The 17,324-nt window shown below is 69.9% G+C and carries 16 protein-coding genes and 1 pseudogene; 7 read left to right on the plus strand and 10 right to left on the minus strand.

The annotated features are described in order from the left end of the window. Positions 1–25: 25 nt before the first annotated feature. Positions 26–2,980 carry an ATP-binding protein gene (locus tag ACFQU4_RS18355; RefSeq protein ID WP_377494485.1) on the plus strand — a complete coding sequence of 985 codons (2,955 nt, stop codon included), beginning with the start codon at positions 26–28 and terminating at the stop codon, positions 2,978–2,980. On the opposite strand, the gene dapC is transcribed toward ACFQU4_RS18355, so the two are convergent. Together dapC and fdxA are read right to left on the minus strand one after the other, a co-directional pair. Continuing rightward, on the minus strand, positions 2,970–4,079 hold the full coding sequence (gene dapC / locus ACFQU4_RS18360; RefSeq protein ID WP_377494487.1) for a succinyldiaminopimelate transaminase: 1,110 nt from the start codon (positions 4,077–4,079) through the stop codon (positions 2,970–2,972). The two genes, ACFQU4_RS18355 and dapC, sit on opposite strands and share 11 nt — an antisense overlap. Next, positions 4,076–4,402, minus strand: a complete 327-nt coding sequence (fdxA, locus tag ACFQU4_RS18365) for a ferredoxin (RefSeq protein ID WP_152360360.1) — start codon at positions 4,400–4,402, stop codon at positions 4,076–4,078. The genes dapC and fdxA overlap by 4 nt, the downstream gene beginning before the upstream one ends. A 108-nt stretch (positions 4,403–4,510) precedes the next feature. Here fdxA and ACFQU4_RS18370 point away from each other — a divergent pair, with 108 nt between their 5' ends. Then, on the plus strand, positions 4,511–5,464 hold the full coding sequence (locus ACFQU4_RS18370; RefSeq protein WP_377494489.1) for a GNAT family N-acetyltransferase: 954 nt from the start codon (positions 4,511–4,513) through the stop codon (positions 5,462–5,464). 34 nt (positions 5,465–5,498) lie between these two features. On the opposite strand, the gene ACFQU4_RS18375 is transcribed toward ACFQU4_RS18370, so the two are convergent. The 5 genes from ACFQU4_RS18375 to ACFQU4_RS18395 all read right to left on the minus strand — a co-directional run bounded on the left by ACFQU4_RS18375 (position 5,499) and on the right by ACFQU4_RS18395 (position 10,299). Beyond that, the gene (locus ACFQU4_RS18375) at positions 5,499–7,295 is read right to left on the minus strand and encodes a VanW family protein (protein ID WP_377494491.1); all 1,797 of its coding nucleotides are present in this window, start codon (positions 7,293–7,295) and stop codon (positions 5,499–5,501) included. Between the two features lie 148 nt (positions 7,296–7,443). Next, positions 7,444–8,346 carry an N-acetyl-1-D-myo-inositol-2-amino-2-deoxy-alpha-D-glucopyranoside deacetylase gene (mshB, locus tag ACFQU4_RS18380; protein WP_377494493.1) on the minus strand — a complete coding sequence of 301 codons (903 nt, stop codon included), beginning with the start codon at positions 8,344–8,346 and terminating at the stop codon, positions 7,444–7,446. A gap of 43 nt (positions 8,347–8,389) precedes the next feature. Then, on the minus strand, positions 8,390–9,154 hold the full coding sequence (locus tag ACFQU4_RS18385) for a hypothetical protein (protein ID WP_377494495.1): 765 nt from the start codon (positions 9,152–9,154) through the stop codon (positions 8,390–8,392). A 15-nt stretch (positions 9,155–9,169) separates the two neighbouring features. Then, the gene (locus ACFQU4_RS18390) at positions 9,170–9,664 is read right to left on the minus strand and encodes a sigma-70 family RNA polymerase sigma factor (RefSeq protein ID WP_377494497.1); all 495 of its coding nucleotides are present in this window, start codon (positions 9,662–9,664) and stop codon (positions 9,170–9,172) included. 92 nt (positions 9,665–9,756) lie between these two features. After that, positions 9,757–10,299 (minus strand): DUF664 domain-containing protein, encoded by a 543-nt coding sequence (locus tag ACFQU4_RS18395; protein ID WP_377494499.1) that lies wholly within the window; start codon positions 10,297–10,299, stop codon positions 9,757–9,759. 54 nt (positions 10,300–10,353) lie between these two features. Here ACFQU4_RS18395 and ACFQU4_RS18400 point away from each other — a divergent pair, with 54 nt between their 5' ends. Beyond that, the gene (locus ACFQU4_RS18400) at positions 10,354–11,058 is read left to right on the plus strand and encodes a hypothetical protein (protein ID WP_377494501.1); all 705 of its coding nucleotides are present in this window, start codon (positions 10,354–10,356) and stop codon (positions 11,056–11,058) included. Here the strand turns inward: ACFQU4_RS18400 and ACFQU4_RS18405 are convergent. From ACFQU4_RS18405 to ACFQU4_RS18415, 3 genes are all read right to left on the minus strand, one after another. After that, positions 10,994–13,345: a transglycosylase domain-containing protein gene (locus ACFQU4_RS18405; protein WP_377494503.1), complete on the minus strand. Its 2,352-nt coding sequence runs from the start codon at positions 13,343–13,345 to the stop codon at positions 10,994–10,996. The two genes, ACFQU4_RS18400 and ACFQU4_RS18405, sit on opposite strands and share 65 nt — an antisense overlap. Positions 13,346–13,371: 26 nt before the next feature. Then, positions 13,372–14,004: a TetR/AcrR family transcriptional regulator gene (locus ACFQU4_RS18410; protein WP_377494505.1), complete on the minus strand. Its 633-nt coding sequence runs from the start codon at positions 14,002–14,004 to the stop codon at positions 13,372–13,374. 78 nt (positions 14,005–14,082) lie between these two features. Further along, positions 14,083–14,562 (minus strand): hypothetical protein, encoded by a 480-nt coding sequence (locus tag ACFQU4_RS18415; RefSeq protein ID WP_377494507.1) that lies wholly within the window; start codon positions 14,560–14,562, stop codon positions 14,083–14,085. A gap of 122 nt (positions 14,563–14,684) precedes the next feature. Between ACFQU4_RS18415 and ACFQU4_RS18420 the strand changes: the two are divergent. The 4 genes and pseudogenes from ACFQU4_RS18420 to ACFQU4_RS18435 all read left to right on the plus strand — a co-directional run. Continuing rightward, a pseudogene (locus tag ACFQU4_RS18420) lies at positions 14,685–14,867 on the plus strand (helix-turn-helix domain-containing protein); the annotation flags it as partial. A gap of 3 nt (positions 14,868–14,870) precedes the next feature. After that, positions 14,871–15,914, plus strand: a complete 1,044-nt coding sequence (locus tag ACFQU4_RS18425; protein WP_377495170.1) for a hypothetical protein — start codon at positions 14,871–14,873, stop codon at positions 15,912–15,914. 444 nt (positions 15,915–16,358) lie between these two features. Then, positions 16,359–16,916 (plus strand): hypothetical protein, encoded by a 558-nt coding sequence (locus tag ACFQU4_RS18430; protein ID WP_377494509.1) that lies wholly within the window; start codon positions 16,359–16,361, stop codon positions 16,914–16,916. Continuing rightward, positions 16,913–17,227: a hypothetical protein gene (locus ACFQU4_RS18435; protein ID WP_377494511.1), complete on the plus strand. Its 315-nt coding sequence runs from the start codon at positions 16,913–16,915 to the stop codon at positions 17,225–17,227. Before ACFQU4_RS18430 ends, ACFQU4_RS18435 begins: the two co-directional genes overlap by 4 nt. Positions 17,228–17,324 lie beyond the last annotated feature (97 nt).

The raw sequence follows: 17,324 nt of genomic DNA on the forward strand, positions 1-17,324 counted from the left end.
CAATCAGGTACTGCATACTGCGGAAATGAGGCCCGTTTCGGGGACGGCCGACCCGCTGGTCGGGCGGCGGCACGAACTGGCCCTGCTGCGCCGTCGGCTGGCCGAGGCCCGGGCCGGCACCGGCCAACTGGTCCTGATCACCGGTCCGGCCGGCATCGGCAAGACCCGGCTGGTCGAGGAACTGATCGCGGACGCCCCCGGGCTGTCTGGCTGGGGTGCCGCGCTGGCCGATGCGGGGATGCCGGCCCTGTGGCCCTGGGCCCGGGCGACCCGTGGCCTGCCCGGCCCGTCGGCCGCGATCGCGGCACTGGCGGGCGGCGCCGAGCGCGGCAACAGCCCCGCCGACGAAGCGGCCGCCACCACGTTCGCCGCCGAGACCGCGGTGCTCGACGCGCTGGCCGAGTGCGCCGCGGCCGGGCCCGGCCTGCTGATCGTGCTGGACGACCTGCAGTGGGCCGATCAGGCGACGCTGAGGCTGCTGGACCGGGTCGCCGGCGAGATCCGGCGGCTGCCGCTGCTGCTGGTCGGCACCCACCGGGACTCGACCGGCGCCGCCGCCGAGGGGCCGGCACACCGGGCCGGCGAACTGATCGGACTCGGCCCGCTGTCCCCTACCGAGGCCGCCGAGGTGCTGGCCGGAGCGGTCGAGCAGGCCGACCCGGCCGCGATCCGCCATGCCACCCGGCTGTCCGGCGGCAGTCCGCTGTTCCTGCGCACGCTGGCCCGGGTCGCCACCGACCAGCTCCGCGGGCAGGTGACCTGGGACGAGACCGTCGGCGAGCAGCCCGAGCTCCGGCACCTGGTCGCCGCGGCGCTGCGGGCGGCCGGGCCGGACGCCGCCGAACTGGTCGCCGGGCTGAGCGTCCTCGGCACCGAGGCCGAACCTGGCCTGCTGGCCAAGTTGATCAAGAACGCCGAGCCGGTCCCGGGGCCCGCGTTGATCAAGAACACCGGGGTGATCAAGAACACCGCGATGATCATGGATGCCGGCATGATCAACAAGCGGGGAATGATCAAGGAGACGGTGCCGGTGCTGGAGCGGCTCCGGCCCGCGGTGCCGGCCGGGCTGGTGGAGCTGCCGGCGGGTGGGACCCGGGTCCGGTTCGCGCACGCGCTGGTCCGCGACGCCGCGTACGCCTCGATCCCGGCGCCGCGGCGGGCCGCGCTGCACCGGGCGGCGGCGCTGCTGCTGGAGCCGACGGCCCTGGCCGGCGATGACCGTACCGGCGCGGTGGCGTTGCACTGGCAGCGGGCCGGCGAACCGGGCCAGGCCGCGGTGTGGGCGGTCCGCGCGGCCGATGCCGCCCGCGCCGCCGGTGCGTACGACGACGCGGCCCGCTACCTCGAGCTCGCGCTCGCGGCCGGACCGGCGGCCGAGATCGACCGGGCGGAGCTGCTGCTGGATCTGGCCCGGGTGCAGTATCTGGCCGGCCGGCTCGAGCAGAGCGCCGCGACCAGCCTCCGGGCCGCCGCCGAGGGCGAGCTGACCGGCCGGAGCGAGGTGGTCGGCCGGGCGGCGATCATCGTCCAGGGCATCGCCCATCCGGCGATCAACCAGCAACTGCTCGACCTGTGCCGGCGGGCGCTGGCCCTGCTCGGCGAGTCCGGTCCGCCGCGGTTGCGGGCTCGGGTGGAGGCGCAGCTGTCCTGCGTCCTGCTCGAACTCGACCTGACCGGCGAGGCCGGGCCCTGGGCGCGTACGGCCTATCAGCACGCGGTGGAGGCCGGGGACGCGGACGCCGAACTGGAGGCGCTCCGGGCGCGGGCCACGCTGGAATGGCGGCCCGGGTTCGACGCCGAGATGATCATGATCGGCCGCCGGGCGCTGGTGCTGGCCGAGCAGACCGGCCGGCCCCTGGCCCGCCTGTGGGCGCACATCTGGTGCTCCGACGGCGCGATCCACCAGGCCGACATGGGTGCGGCACAGCGCGAGGTCGGGGCCATGCAGGTGCTGGCCGATCGCACCGGGCTGCCGTTGGTGCGCTGGCACCTGCTCCGCCGGCAGTCGACCCTGGCCGGCCTGGTCGGCGACTTCGACCGCAGTCGGCGGCTGTCCGCCCAGGCCGCCGAGATCGCCGTCGACTGGGGCGATGCGTCGGTGTACTACACGCACTTCGCCCAGTCGGTCTTCCTGGCCGTGATCCGGGGCGACCCGGGCGAACTGATGCCGGGTTGGCCGGCCCTGGTGGCCGAGGCGAGCCAGTTCCCGCCGGTGGGCCAGGCGGGGCTGGCGATGGCGCTGGTGCTGGTCGGCCGCCGGGACGAGGCGGCGGCGCTGTATCGGGCCGCGCTGCCCGGGGCCGCCGAGCCGAACCGGGTGATGGCCGCGGCGGCGCTGGCCTACCTGCCCGACCTGGCCATCGCCCTGGGTGATCTCGACGCCTGCCGGATGCTGCGCGAGCTGATCGAGCGCACGTTCGGCGACACCTTGATCATGGGCGCGGGCACGGTGCACTACGGCGGCGCGGTCGACCGCATCCTGGGCGAGCTGTCGCTGACCCTGGGCGACCCGGTGGCGGCCGTCGAGCGGTTCGAGTCGGGGCTGCGGGTGGACGAGCGGGTCGGTGCCCGGCCGTTCCTGGTCCTCGGGCACCTCGGCCTGGCCCGCGCGCTGACCGCCACCGGCGACTACACCGGCGCCGCTTCGCACGCCCGGACCGCCGCCGATCAGGCCCAACGCCTCGACCTGCCGGGGCCGCGACGGACCGCGGAGGCTCTGCTCGCGGCGCTGACGGCGGGTGAACGCGTGGCCGATCCGCTCAGCACCCGGGAGCGCGAGGTGCTCGCCCTGGTCGCCCAGGCGCTGCCCAATCGGGAGATCGCGGCGCGGCTGGTGGTGTCCGAACGGACCGTGGAGAGCCACGTCCGGCGGATCCTGGCCAAGACCGGCCTGACCAGCCGGACCGAACTGACCCGATGGTTCCTCGGCCTGCCGAAGACACCGTCCGAGGACCCCGGCCGGCCCGCCGTCAGGCGGTGAGGCGGGCCGCGGCCGAGGCGATCCGTTCGTCGGTGGCGGTGAGGGCGATCCGGACGTTGCGTTCGGCGGCCGCGCCGTAGAAGTCGCCCGGGGCGGCCAGGATGCCGTGCCCGGCCAGGAAGTCGATCGTGGCGCGGCCCGGTTCGTCGCGGGTGGCCCAGAGGTAGATCGAGCCCTCGGAGTGTTCGATCCGGAACCCGGCGCTTTCCAGGGCCGGCCGCAGGGCGGCCCGCCGGGCCAGGTAGCGGTCGCGCTGCTGCCGTACGTGATCATCGTCGGCCAGCAAGGTGATCATGGCCTGCTGCACCGGGCGCGGCACGATCATGCCGGCGTGCTTGCGTACGGCCAACAGCCGGGTCACCAGCTCCTGATCGCCGCCGATGAACCCGGCCCGGTAGCCGGCCAGATTGGACCGCTTGGACAGCGAGTGCACCGCCAGCAGTCGATCATGCGAGCCACGGCAGATGTCCGGTGCCAGCACCGACACCGGCTCGGCCTCCCAGCCGAACTCGCCGTAGCACTCGTCGGACGCCACCACGGCGCCGCGATCGCGGGCCCAGGCGACCCGCCGGGCCAGCTCGTCGCCGTCCAGGATCTGACCGGTCGGGTTGGACGGCGAGTTCAGCCAGACCAGGCCGGGCCGGAGGTCGCCGAGCGTTTCAAGATCATCACAGGGCACCGGGGTGCAGCCGGCGATCAGCGCACCCACCGCATAGGTCGGGTACGCCATCGTCGGCACCACCACGGTGTCGCCGGGGCCGAGGCCGAGCAGCGTCGGCAGCCAGGCGACGAGTTCCTTGGTCCCGATCACCGGCATCGTGGCCTCGGCGGCCAGGCCGACGGCCGACCAGCGCCGGGTCAGGTAGTCCGCGATCGCCGCCCGCAGCTCGGCGGTGCCCGAGGTCAACGGGTAACCGGGACTGTTCGCCGCCTCGACCAGCGCCTGCCGGGCGATCTCCGGGACCGGGTCGACCGGGGTGCCGACGGAGAGGTCGACCAGGCCGTCCGGGTGCGCGGCGGCCAGCTTTCGGGCTCCGTCCAGGCTGTCCCAGGGAAAGTCGGGCAGCGCGGTGACGCCCGACCTCGCGGTGTCCGTCACTCGTCGTGCTCTTGCGGCGGGAGGGCCGCGATGAGCGCGTGATCCTTGTCGATCGGGCCGGTCTTGGCCGCACCACCGGGGGACCCCAGGTCGTCGAAGAAGTCGACGTTGGCCTGGTAGTAGTCCTTCCACTCCTCCGGGGTGTCGTCCTCGTAGAAGATCGCCTCGACCGGGCAGACCGGTTCACAGGCACCGCAGTCCACACATTCGTCGGGGTGGATGTAGAGCATCCGCTTGCCCTCGTAGATGCAGTCGACCGGGCACTCCTCGACGCAGGCGAGGTCCTTCAGGTCGACACAGGGCTGCGCAATGACGTACGTCACGGACTTCTCCTCGATATCGCTGCTGGCGGCGCGGACGGCGGGCGGTGCGTCGCCTGGTGTGAGCTAGTATCTCGCCTTCGCACCGTTGGAGCGAAGGACCCCCACCCTGTGGACGCTGTCGCACTGATCACACCCGCCGCCACGCCCGGTGACCGGCTGGTGCTCCGGCATCGGCTGCCGGACGGATCGGCCACCGATGTGCTCGGGGTGCTGGTCTCGGCCGACCCGGAGACGGTGGTGGTCCGGACCCGGGACGACCGGCTCGTCGAGGTACGGCGAGCGGCGGTGATCCTGGCCAAACGGGTGCCGCTGATCTCCCGCGGCCCCGACCCGCTGCGGATCCCGGCCGAGGAGCTCGAGCAGGCCGCCGTGGCCGGCTGGGTGGCCCACGCCGAGCCGCTGGGCGACTGGTGGCTGCGGTCCGGCGGCGGGTTCACCGGCCGGGCCAACTCCTGCCTCGCGGTCGGTGACCCCGGCCTTGCGTTCCCTGAAGCGGCCCGGCGGGTGATCGACTTCGCCGAGCGTGCCGGCCTCCCGCCGCTGGTCCAGGTCATCGCGGATTCCCAGCAGGAGAAGGGATTCCGGGAGCTGGGCTGGACCGAGACCTACCTGCCGACGGACGTCATGGTGCACCGGCTGTCGGTGCTCGGCGAGCGGCCGGCGGACCCGCGGGTGATCATCGAGGAGACGCTGACCGAGGCCTGGCTGGCGGCCTACCACGCGTACCGGCCGAACGACGCCGACCCCGAGCTGCTGCGCACCCTCCTGGAGGGACGGTCACCGAGCGGCCTGGCCGGGATCGAGGCGGACGGCCGCCTGGTCTGCGTCGGCCGCGGCCAGATCAGCCGGGGCTGGCTCGGCATCTCCGGCCTGTGGACCCAGCCGGACCAGCGCCGGCAGGGTCTCGCGACGGCCGTCCTGATCGGGCTGGTCCACTGGGCCGGCGCGAAGGGCGCCCGGAACGCGTACCTGCAGGTCGCCCAGGAGAACACCTCGGCGCACGAGGCGTACCAGCGGCTGGGTTTCCGGCTGCACCACAGCTACCGCTACCTGCGGCCCTGAGCCCTTCGACAGGCTCAGGACGCGTCGATGGGGGTCAGCGGCCCGGGGCGGTGCACTTGACCTTGTTGGTCGGGTTGTAGCGCCAGAAGAAGTCTTCCTTCTTGGCGACCTTGCCGTCCTTGTAGAAGAGCCGGGAGTAGTTCACGTCGAAACCCTGGACCGGCTCGGACGGCTGGCAGTTCGGCGAGTCGTTCTCGACCTCGCGGCCCCAGGTGAAGTTCGACTTCTTGGGCTTGCTCGAGGTGATCTTGTCCCACGACTTGGTCGACCACATCTTGACGGTGATCGAGCCCTTCTCGTCGTAGTTCTTCGACTTGTCCACGGTCGCCTGCACCAGCACGCCGTAGTCGGTGTTGTTGCGGAACCGCAGGTCGATCGAGCCCCAGGAGACGGTGGCTTCCCGGCCGGGCGGGTAGCGGCTGATGTAGAGGCCGTGCGGCTTGTGCTCGATGTCCTCGAGGCCGGCGAAGAACATGGCGTTGTACGTCGTCGTCGCGCTCTGCGACACCCCGCCGCCGAGTTCCTCCTTGAAGACGCCGCCGGAGATCACGCTGCCCTCGGTGAACCCGTTCTCCCGGGTCCGCTCACCGACGATGTCGTTCAGCGAGAACACCTCGCCGGGCTTCAGGATGGTGCCGTTGATCAACTCCGCGGCGCGGCCGATGTTGACGTTGCGGTAGTTCGCGTGCGGGTAGTAGGTGGTGAACTCACCGGTCACCTCCTTGATCCCGAGCTTCTCGGCGTCCTTGGTGTCGAACTCCGCCTTGGCGCCGGTCAGCTCGATCTCGGCGGTCCGCTCGTCGCCGGACTTCGTGATCACCGACTCGACGGCCTTGGCCAGCTGCTCGTCGCCGACCCCGGTGCCGTTCACGGCCGGGATCACCTTCGGCTTGCCGTCGACGAGCTTGACCGTCGCGTCCTTCGGCTTCTTGCCCTCGACCTTCTTGATCTCGTCGTCGGCTTCCTCGGCGAGCTTCTTGGGATCGAGCACCGGGGTCAGGTTGCCGCCCTCGGTGGAGAACGTGATCGACTCGGCCAGCATCTCCGGGGTGATCGTGAACTCGCCCGCGGCGCCGGCCTTGATCGTGATCGGGCCGGAGACGGCCGGCTCGGCGTACTCCGCGGCGACCTGTTCGGCCTCCTCGGTGGTGATCTCCGACGGGGTCTCGCTGACCGGCAGCGCGACCGGTCCGGAGAGGTTGCCCTTCGCCTCGGTGTAGGCCTGGCTCAGCGCCCCGGCGGAGTCGTCCAGGACCGCGATCCCGGACTCACCGGGCTCGAGGTCGACCTTCGCGTCGTCGAACGCCAGCTCGGCGTTCTTCGGATCCTGGTTGTGCTCCTCGGCCAGCCCAGCCACCGCGGCCTTCAGCTTGTCCTGGTCGACCAGGATCACCGGATCGATCGCGGCGCCGCCGGTCAGCACCAGCCAGATCCGCCGCGGGTCGAAGCTGCGTCCGACGCCCGCGTTCGTGACGCTCGCCTCGTAGTCGACGGTCAGGCCTGCCGCGGCCGGGTCGAGCTCGTCCTGCACCGGCTCACCGGAGGACCCGAGGGTCACCGCAATCGGGCGCTCGGCCGTCGGGGCGAACTCGTTCCGCAACTTCTCGGTCGCCTCGGCGCGGGTCATTCCGCCGATCGCGACCCCGGCGATCGAGGCGTTGCGCGGCAGGTTGTCGCCGGCCATGAAGTAGCCGATCGCATACAGGATGCCGGCGGCCACCACGATCGCCCCGAGCAGGGCTCCGATCACCGCGGCCGGCCGGATCCGCTTCTTCGGTTTCTTGGTGGCGACAAGGGTGTCGTCGGGGCCGGTCGGAATGGTGCTGGTCAAGAAAAGAACCTCGCCTCGGGAGGTCGGGACTGGCCACAGCTGGCCCCCGAGAAGTCAGTACGGGCGGTCAGCATAGTACGGGACGGATCCTTTGCCTCCTGGCGATTTCGGGGTCCCGGCGCCGAATCGAGACCAGCCCGCAACAGAGCTAGGCGTCGAGGCCCGCGAAGAGGTCGTCGGCCCACCCGGTCCCCGGGAACGGTTTCCCCGCGGCGAGCCGGAAGTGCTCCCGGGACCAGACCTCGCTGCCGAAGGTGCCGCCGAGCGTGAAGAACGGATCGTCCAGGTTGATCTGGGTCGCGTGCGCCTTCATGGCGGCATGTTTGCGGTCGACGTAGTCCTGGCCGTCGATCTCGACCGCGATCGCCTCGTCGGAGCTGACCATCTTGGGCGTCTCCGCGGTCTCGAACTCCTTCCAGGTCTCGGTGTCGCCGGCTGCCCGGAGCTGCGCGATCCGCTCCCGCATCCGGCGTGCGCTCATCGCCGACCAGAGCACCCGCTCCACCTGCCAGGCCTCGCCGAGGTCCGGCCGGTAGCTGGGCACTCCCGCGAGCTGGTACGCATACATGGCGACCCGGTGGGCCTGGACGTGGTCCGGATGCCCGTACCCGCCGAACTCGTCGTAGCAGACCAGCACCTGCGGCCGCCGGTCCCGGATGATCGGCACCAGCAGGTCGGCCGCCTCGAGCAGGTCGGCCGACCAGAAGATGCCGTCGCGCAACTCGGTCCGCGCGGTGGCGTGGCCGTTCTCGTCCCACAGCATCCCCGAATCCCGATAGTGCCCGTCCCCGCCGAGCCGCAGGTAGTCGGTCACCCCGAGCGCCTCCATGGCACCGTCCAGCTCGCCGATCCGGTGATCGCCGAGCCGGTCCTCCTGGCCGGCCGCGAGGTGTCCGAGCGAGTCGACCAGGACCTCGCCCTCCTCGCCGAGGGTGCAGGTCACCAGGGTGACCTTGGCCCCCTCGTCGACGTATTTCGCCATCGTGACGCCGGTGCCCAGCGTCTCGTCGTCGGGATGGGCGTGCACCAGAAGCAGTCGTCGGTCAGTCACAATCACTAGTTTTACAGGAGCGGCTGACAGTCCGGCCGCCCGGCTACCTCCCGCCCTTCTTGTCCTGCTCGCCTTCAGGGTCACCGAGCGGCGACTTCTTCGGCAGCCGGTCCAGCCACGGCGTCCAGTCGTCGGACGTGATCAGGGCGATCACCTGCTTGTCCGTCAGCGGCAACTCTTCCCGGGTCACCGGACCGTTGCCGTCGAAGGCGTTGCGCTGACCGAACCAGACCGCGGCGCCGTCGTCGCGAACGAAGGTGTACCAGGTCCCGTTACCGACCTTCTCGGTGTCGCGACTGATCTGGACCTCGCCGCCGTCGACCTTCAGGAGCGTGCAACCCTGCGCTTCCTCGCAGGAAGCCGGCTCGAACCAGTCCATCCGCTGGACGCCACCGCCGGACCAGGCGTAGCCGTCCTTGTTGCCGAGCTCGTACCCGATCATGCCGTCCTCGCCGCTGGCCTTCCGCAGCGTCAGTCCCTCGGGCAGGTTGGCCTTGATCAACTTCCGCAGCTCGGCCGAGGTCGGCAGCCGTTCCTGGGCCTTCTTCGGCTCGATGCTGCGGGAGGCGCTCGGGGTGCCGGCCGGGGCGATGGTGACGCCGCCGGAACCGCCGCCGGGCAAGGCGAAGGCGACCAACGCACCGGCGGTGGCGAGGGTGGCACCGGCCGCGCCGAGGGCGGTGAGCCGGCGGTCCCGGAGCCGGCGCCGACCACGCCGGACGCCTTCCTCCACCAGGGCGTCCACCGGGGCCGGCCGGTCGGCCCGGTCGGCAGCTCGCAGCAGGGTCTGCAGGTCGTGGGTTTCCATGATCATTCTCCTCGGTCAGGTGAGCAGCGAGCTGGTCAAGGGTCCGGGGGCGGCCTCGATCCGGCGCAGCGCGCGGTGGCTGGTGGTGCGGACCCAGGAGCGGGTGCGGCCCAGCATCCGGGCGACCTCCTCCACGCTGAGGTCGTCCAGATAGCGCGAGACCAGGACGAACCGCTCCTGCGGACTCAGCACGGCCAGGGTGCGGGCCAGGTCGAGCCGCAGGTCGGGATCGCGGTACCGCTCCGGCCGCTCCGGTACGGCATCGAGCAGCGTCACCTCCGTCGGCCGGCGCCGCCGGTCCGAGACGAAGACGTGGAACAGCGTCCGCATCGCGTACCCGGTCGCGTTCCGGTCCAGGTCGACCCGGGCCCAACTGACGTACAGCTTGGCCAGCGTCTCCTGCACCAGGTCCTCGGCGCCGTGCCAGTCGCCGGTCAGCAGCAAGGCCCGCCGGAACAACGGCGCGGAGTTCTCCGTCGCCCAGTCGCCGAAGTCGCGTCTGCGTGCCATCGTTCTCCTCGCACCCGTTCCGCCCCGACGGCCGGTCCGGCCGCCGTCACCCTCCATACGCGGCCGGGACCTACGGCGTTACAACCGCCCTCCTAGGAATCGGGCCAGCCGTGGCCGCGCCGGCCGTCGACCGCCTCCCGGAACAGGTCCACGTGACCGAGGTGGATCAGGTTCTCCTCGAGCAGGTCGACCAGGATCCGGCGCCGGTTCCGCGACCAGTCCGGGTCCGGATCAGCGACGATCACGTCCAGGCCGCCGTCCGCAGCCAGCTCCGCCCAGGCCGTACGTGATCGGGCGACCGCTCCGTACCAGAGCGCGTAGAGCTGGTCCGGCTCGTCGGTGACCGCCGACTCCCAGCCCCAGGCGTCGTTGGTCACCCAGTCCCGCGCGTCCCAGGGCGACGGCAGCGGGCGTCCCTGCGCGGTCGCCGTGAAGCCGTCCTCCACGAACGCCAGGTGCTTGATCAAACCGGCCAGGGTCATCGACGACGGCGGGTGCCGGCGCCGGAGCTGTTCGGCGTCGAGGCCGCCGGTCTTCCAGGCGAACTCCTTGCGCGCCCGGTCCAACGCGAACCCCAGCATCTCCGCATCGGTCCCCCGCAGGCATTCGGTGACCGGCAGCTCCTCGTACCCCATGGTGGTCAGGGTGACACGGCCCGCCGGAACGCGGGCCCACTAAGGTCGGATGCCGTGGACGAACCGATGATCGCGCGGGGATTCTGGGGCCCGCGGCCGGAGTCAGCGGAACGGATCACCGACCGGCTCCTCGCGTTCCTGACCGGCCTGGACGATGACCTCGAGGAACGCGTCCCCTGGACCTCGCACAAGCTTCCGGGCCGATCGCTGGTCGAGTCGGGGAAGCTCGGGACCTTGATCGACGACGCCTTCCGCCGCAACACCGATGCCCCGCCCCTCGGGATCACCCAGGCGTACGACGCTCGCGGCCGACGCTTCGAGCAGCTCTCGATCACCATGAACGTCGGCGGCTCTTCCCCGAGGGTCCGGAACGGCTTCGTGATGACGTGGTCCGGCGACGCTGCGGCCGCGCCGGCCGAGCGGATCCTGCGCCGGCTCGTCGCGACCTGGGAGCCGGACTGGGCCGCGGTGGCCCCGCGCTCGCTCCTGCGCGAGCTTGCCGACGTGCAGCCGGTGGGGACACCGACGCCGAAGCTCGGCTCCCTGAGCTACCTCTCCGCGGCGACGGCCGTGGCCCTGCCGGACGGATTCGGGCCGCACCTGCTCCGGCTCGAGGATGGCGGGGTCATGATCAACTCGGGCGAGGGCACCGGATTCCTCCCGGTGCAGACGCTTCGCGAACTCGCGCGAAGCCTCAACGATCACCCGGCGGCTCGGCCGGCTCCGGACCCTCCGAGACGTACAGATCGATCGTGCTGAAGGCCCGCGCCTGGCCGCCAGTCTGGCTGAAGCCGATCACCTCACCCGCCGGTACGGTCTCGCTGGGCCGACGGACCTGGCGGACGGTGAAGCCCGCGTCCTCGAGCCGATCGACCGCCGCCGCGATGCTGAGCCCGGTGACGTCGGGCAGCTCGATCAAGGCCCCGGCCTCGAGGTCCCGCGGCGGCGCCACGAAGTCCGTCTCCGGCTTGCCGTCCAGGTAGCGCTCCATGGTGGGCTTCCAGATCAGGCTGCCCGCGTCGCCGCCGCCGCTGCCCTCCAGCACGACGCCGGTGTCGGTCTCGTAGCCCAGCACGCCCTTGCTCCGGTACGGCTCCGATCCCTTACGGAACGGGACCTTCCGGTTGTCGATCGCGATCATGGCCACGCCGGCCGCCTCGGGCGTGTAGCCCGCGAAGGAGACCGTGTAGTTGTCGTCGGTGGTGCCGGTCTTGCCGGCCTGCGGGCGGCCGCCGTCCAGCCGGGCCGGCCGGCCGGTGCCGTCGCTCATCACGCCGGACAGCAGTTCGTTCATCGCGTCGGCGACCTCGGCCGGGATCACCCGGCGGCAGTTGCCGTCCGGCACCGCGAGGTCCTTGCCGCCGGCCGTGGTCACCTGGCGGAGCACGATCGGGTCGCAGTGCACGCCCCGGGCCGCGAACGTCGCGTACGCCTCGGCGAGCTTCATCGGGGCCACCTCGGCCGTGCCGAGCGTGAACGACGGCATCGTGTCGTACGCGCTGATCGGCAGGTCCTTGGTGCTGCTCTCCATGCCGAGCTTCTCGGTCAGTTCGACGATGTCGCACATACCGACGTCCAGCGCCAACTGCACGAAGTAGGTGTTCGTCGACTGCTCGGCGGCCCGCCGCATGTCCATCACGCCCTTGGCCGCGGTCGAGTTCTTCACCGGGAACTTCCCGGTCTTGACCGGCCCGGAGCAGGAGTCGAAGCGCCGGTCGGTGAAGTCCATCCGCGGCTGCGCGTCGTAGGTCTTGCTCAGCGGGATGCCCTGCGCCAGTGCCGCGGCCGCGGTGAACGCCTTGAACGTCGAGCCCGCCTGGAAGCCTTCGGCGCCGCCCATCGCCGGCGTCGCCGAGTAGTTGTAGTAGGTCTCCCCCGCCTTGCTGTCGTCACCCATCACCGGCCGGCTCTGCGCCATCGCCAAGATCAGACCGGTGCCCGGCTGGATCATGTTCATCGTCGCGATCACCGAGTCCTTCGGCCCGACCACCTTCTCCAGCTGCCGCTGGGCGAGGTCCTGGGTGTCCGGGTCGATCGCGGTCTTGATCGTCAGCCCGCCCCGGTTCAGGGTCTGCTCGCGCTCCTCGGGCGTCGCGCCCAGGCTGGGCAGTTGCAGGAGCGTCCGGCGGACGTAGTCGCAGATGAACGGGTAGTCCGAGTCGCGGCAGCCGTTCCGGACCGGGCGCACGTCGCGCAGGTCGTAGCCCTGCTTCTTCGCCTGGTCCGCCGCGGCCGGTTTGATCATGCCCAGCTCGGCCATCCGGTTGATCACCACGTCGCGCCGCTGCAGGGCCGCGTCGGCGCTCTTGACCGGGTTCAGCTGGTTCGGGTCCCGGACCAGGCCGGCCAGCATCGCGGCCTGCGGCAGGGTCAGCTTCGCTGCCGTGGTGGAGAAGTAGTAGCTGGCCGCGGCCTCGACGCCGTACACGCCGTTGCCGAAGTAGGCGATGTTGAGGTACCGCTCCAGGATCTCGTCCTTGCTGAACTTCTGCTCCAGGGCGAGCGCGTACCGCAGCTCTTTGATCTTGCGCTGGTAACCCTCCGGGCCGTCCGACCTGGTCACCTCGGCGATGCACTGTTGATCAAGGTCGCAGGCCTCGAGCAGCACCATCTTCACGTACTGCTGGCTGATCGAGGAGCCGCCCTGGGTGTCGCTGCCGGACGAGTTGCGGAGCAGCGCCCGCAGGGTGCCGGTCAGGTCCAGCGCGCCGTGCTCGTAGAACCGGTGGTCCTCGATCGCCAGCAGCGCGGTGATCATCTCCGGCGCGATGTCGTCCAGCTCGGTGTAGATCCGGTTCTGGTCGTAGAAGTGCGTCAGCACCTCGCCGTTGCCCAGCAGGACGGTGGACCGCTCGGCCTGCGGCGGCGTCTCCAGCTCGGCCGGCAACTCGTCCAGCTGGCCGGCGGCGGCCTGCCCGGTCACCCCGGACAGCCCCGCCAGCGGTACGAAGAGCCCGGCCACCAGAACGCCGGCGACCACGCTCACCACGGCGAACAGCAGGAAGGACGAGACGATCTTGACGACGCGCAGAGGGCTCACCGGCATGGGCCAGAGTGTAAGTGGCGTTTCTGTCAGGCCAAGTCGGCCAGCTCACGCAGCCCGCGGCGCACGGACTCCGCGGCCTGCTCCGGGGCGTCGCCGTGACCGGCGCACAACCTGATCATGCCCTCGGTCACCGTACGCCGGACCTGGTTGGTGGTGAGCATGCCGACCAGGGCCAGGCTGACCGCGCCGTGCCAGAGGATCCAGAACTGGTACGCGACGCCGGTCACCGCCGGCTCGTCAAGATCATCGAGCCGCACCCCGACCGAACGGCCGACCGCACCGACCAGTCGGTCGAGGGCCTCGTCGGCCAGCACATCGGTGATCTCGCTCAGCCGCGGATCGGCGAACATCGCCCGGTAGAGCTCCGGGTCGGTGAGCCCGGAGCGCACGTACACGGCACCGAACGCGGCGACATCCGCCACCGGATCGTCGGTCACCCCGACCTCGTCGAAGCCCGCGACCAGCCGTCGGCAGCCCTCCGCCACGACCTCCCGCCAGACCCCGTCCATCCCGCCGAAGTGCGTGTAGACCGCCATCGTGGAGACCCCGGTCTCGGCGGCCAGCCGACGCGCGGTGACGGCCGCCTGCCCCTCGGCGGTGAGCACCGTGAGCGCCGCCGCCAGCATCCGGTCGCGGATCGGCGGCGCTTCCCTGGTCACCGCCTGATCATCCCACTCTCCGCCGAGGGCTGGTCGATCATAGGTCGACTGACCGGCTGCCGAACTCGCATTCCTGAGCTACCTGCGTTGCGCGCCGTGGGGCCAGATCACGGTGATCTCACGTCGGACGTGGCGCGCATACTGGACCGCGTCTGACGTGCCGCCATTTCCGTCCGCGGGGCTGCCATCCCATACGGCGATCAGCCTGTCGCAACGTTCGATGACCTCTCGACTCGCCGCCATGTAGGCGGCCGGGCCGGATTCTGCGAACTGGAGATGGTGGACGTCGCGGGCCTGTCGCAGGAGTCCATCGAACCGGGCCCGGCTGGTATTGTCGCGGATTCCGGACGCGTAGTCGAATGCCGGAATGACCACATCGAGAGCTCCGCCAAGTTCTAAGACGACCGAGGCAAAGATCTGATCGGCGCCTCGGGCCAGGCAGCTCAGACCAATGAGGCCATGGCCATAGGGGCGCAGCGCCTCGCGGAGAGCATCGCGAACTGATCCGACGGTTGGTTCGCTCAACTGCGAGTGGCCTGTGATTCCGATGACCGGCATGGTTTCAGTAGCTCCTCAAGGCTTCCTGGCGTCCCGTCTGCAACGCTATCGTTATTGGTCTGCGGCCCGAGGCTCAGCGTTTGTGGTTCGAGATGTCGCGGTGAGGAGTATGGAGGTAGCCCGTGGCTGAGGTTCCACCGCGGTCGACCGGTGAGCGCATACGTCGCTGTCGCGAGGCACGTGGACTGACTCGTCCAGTCCTTGCCGGTCTTGTCGGGCGAAGTCCCGATTGGCTGAAAAAGATCGAGAGCGGGAAGCGTGGTCTGACTTCCATCCGGCTTCTTGTCCAGATCGCCGAGGTACTCGACGTGAAGGACGTGTCGGAGCTAACGGGCGAGTCGATCGCTCTGCCCGTCTCAGCGTGGGAAAAGGCCACTCACCCTGTCGTTCCGGCAATCCGGGATGCGATGGGGAGCGTGGCGTTTCTGAACCAGAGATCGCCGGACCCCGTCTCAGTCATCGAGTTGCAACGCCGGGTGGAGCAGGCTTGGAAGCTGTGGCACAGTTCCCCGCAACAGCGCACAGATGTCGGACGATTGCTGCCAGAACTGATCATCCAGTCCCACAGTTGCGTTCGGTTCGCTGAGGCTGAGCAGCGGCGAGCGCGGGCCGTTGCAGGGGACCTATACCGACTCGTGCAGCGGCTGCTGGCGCACATCTCGGAGCCTCAACTGCACGCGCTGGCAGTCGAGCGCGGCCGCGCGATGTCTGAGGGCGCCGATACACCGCTGTCACTGGCCTTGGCTGCCTGGTCCTCGTCGGTGAGTCTCTGTGCCTCGGGAGAGTACTCCGATGCGGCACGGCTTGCTGATCTTGGCGCCGATCTGGTTCGGCCCCACCTTGAATCCGGAACAGTCGAGATCCGGGGTGTCTACGGAGCGCTGCAGTTGGAAGCTGCGGCGGCGCATGGACTGGCAGGTCGTGAAGGCGACTCCTACCGATATCTGGACGCCGCATCAAGAACCGCGCGGCTACTGCCGCCTGGCTATTCGCACCTTCCATCTGCATTCGACTCCTACAACGTCGAGATCCTGTCCGTGATCGTTAGTACGTGCCTGCGGAAGACCGGAAGCGCGATCCGCCAGGCGAGCAAGATCAACATAGGCGGTGTCCGGTCCGTCGTGCGGCGGTCACGCGTCCTCTTGGAGACGGCGCAGGCGAAAGCTGACCGCCGCGACTTCACCGAGGCAGTCGTCGATCTTGAGGCCGCAGCGGCCGTTTCCCTCGAAGCCGTCGCGCTGATTCCCTGGGCGAGAACGCTGGCCGATGAGTTGGCTGAGTGCGCGCCGGCGTCGATCGCCGATCGCTCGAGTTCTCTGGCTGCACGGATGAAAGCAGCCGTACTCAACTGATTCGCGTCCGACCGCAGGGGGACGCGGTGTCCCCCTGCCGTCGTCCGACCTGCCGCAGTCTGTTGCGGTGCATCACAAAGAACGGGACTGCCATCTCTGCGGAGACTCCGCGTGCGCGATGACAGGCTGGCTCAACCGACCGGTGTGGCTGTGTCGCGCCCATCAGGAGGCGGCGTTGCGACTGCGACCCGGGTGGCGGCGTCGCGTCACCTTCCTGGTATGGACCGTGCAAAATTCGACGGCGCGACGAGGTGCGAGAGGACTTCGCCGGAATCGCCTGAGGCATGGTCAAGACCAGTGGATGAGGTCTCCATACGGCTTGTTGATCATCGCCGTGTTGCTCATGGGTAGAGGGATTCGCAGGAGTCACGGTGACCGTCGATGACGGGTGCAGCTCTGGATGCTGACCCCGTGTCTGCCGGGGAATCGTAAGGGAGGTTTGAGATGAGGGTTCGAAAGTTGGGTCGGTTGCTCCAGGTCCTGGTGCTGCTTGCTGCCATCCCGATGGGTCTGCTCGGCCTGCAGGGATGCAACTGCACCTGTGGCGCGGGGTCCACCAACGCCGTGCCGAACGACGGCCGAGACGGCGCGTTCGGCTCAGGAGCCAAGCCGGGGGGCGGCAACAACCGGGGTGGCAATGCCAAGAAGTGCAAATGCCCGAAGTCCGGCTCGAAGAAGAAGGACGTCGAGTTCAACAAGAAGCTCTGGGGTGCGAACGGCCAGCAATACCCCTTCTCCAAGCCCGTCGCGGACGGCACGGCAGGCCGGACGCCGTGGCGGATCGACCTGGAGAACCCGCGCCCTGGTTACCGACCCGCTAGCCTCCATGTTCAGCTGGACAACGTGAAAGGCGGCACCCGCTACGAGTACGCGGGCAAGGGCAAGTTCAGGACGTCGAAAGGTGCGAGCCTGCCCCGGAAGGTCCAGGAGGACATCGACAACGATGAGAAGGCTCAACGGAAGATCCGCGAGGCCCTCGAGTCTTTGAAGGAGAAGTGGTGATCATGAAGATCGTGGGTAACCCGCCCTCCCCATTCCGCGTCACTCTGACGAGCGGTGCTGCGATCGTGATCGCGGCCAATACCTACGGCCGGACCGAGGACCACTACGTCTTCGAAACCCTCGTGGAGGCGCCGAAGAAGGAGCGGGACCTTGACTGGGTGAAGATCACGTCGACCAACCCCACTGACCCGAAACGAGTGACGATCGCGGTGATGGCGATCCCTGTCGAGGAGGTTGCGGCGATCAATTCGGGCGAATGGGAGCAGACAGTGCCGCCCGCCTACGACGGGCGCTGGCGTCCCGTCGACTGAGTCCGCTGTCCTAAATCTGCAATGCAACGCCCTTCGCCGGCGCATCTCGGCCCAGATCGGGCGGTTCCATTGCAGATTTGTGACCCGCCGGGATTCG

This window comes from Microlunatus sp. GCM10028923 (assembly GCF_042666975.1).
Classification (GTDB): Bacteria; Actinomycetota; Actinomycetes; order Propionibacteriales; family Propionibacteriaceae; genus Microlunatus.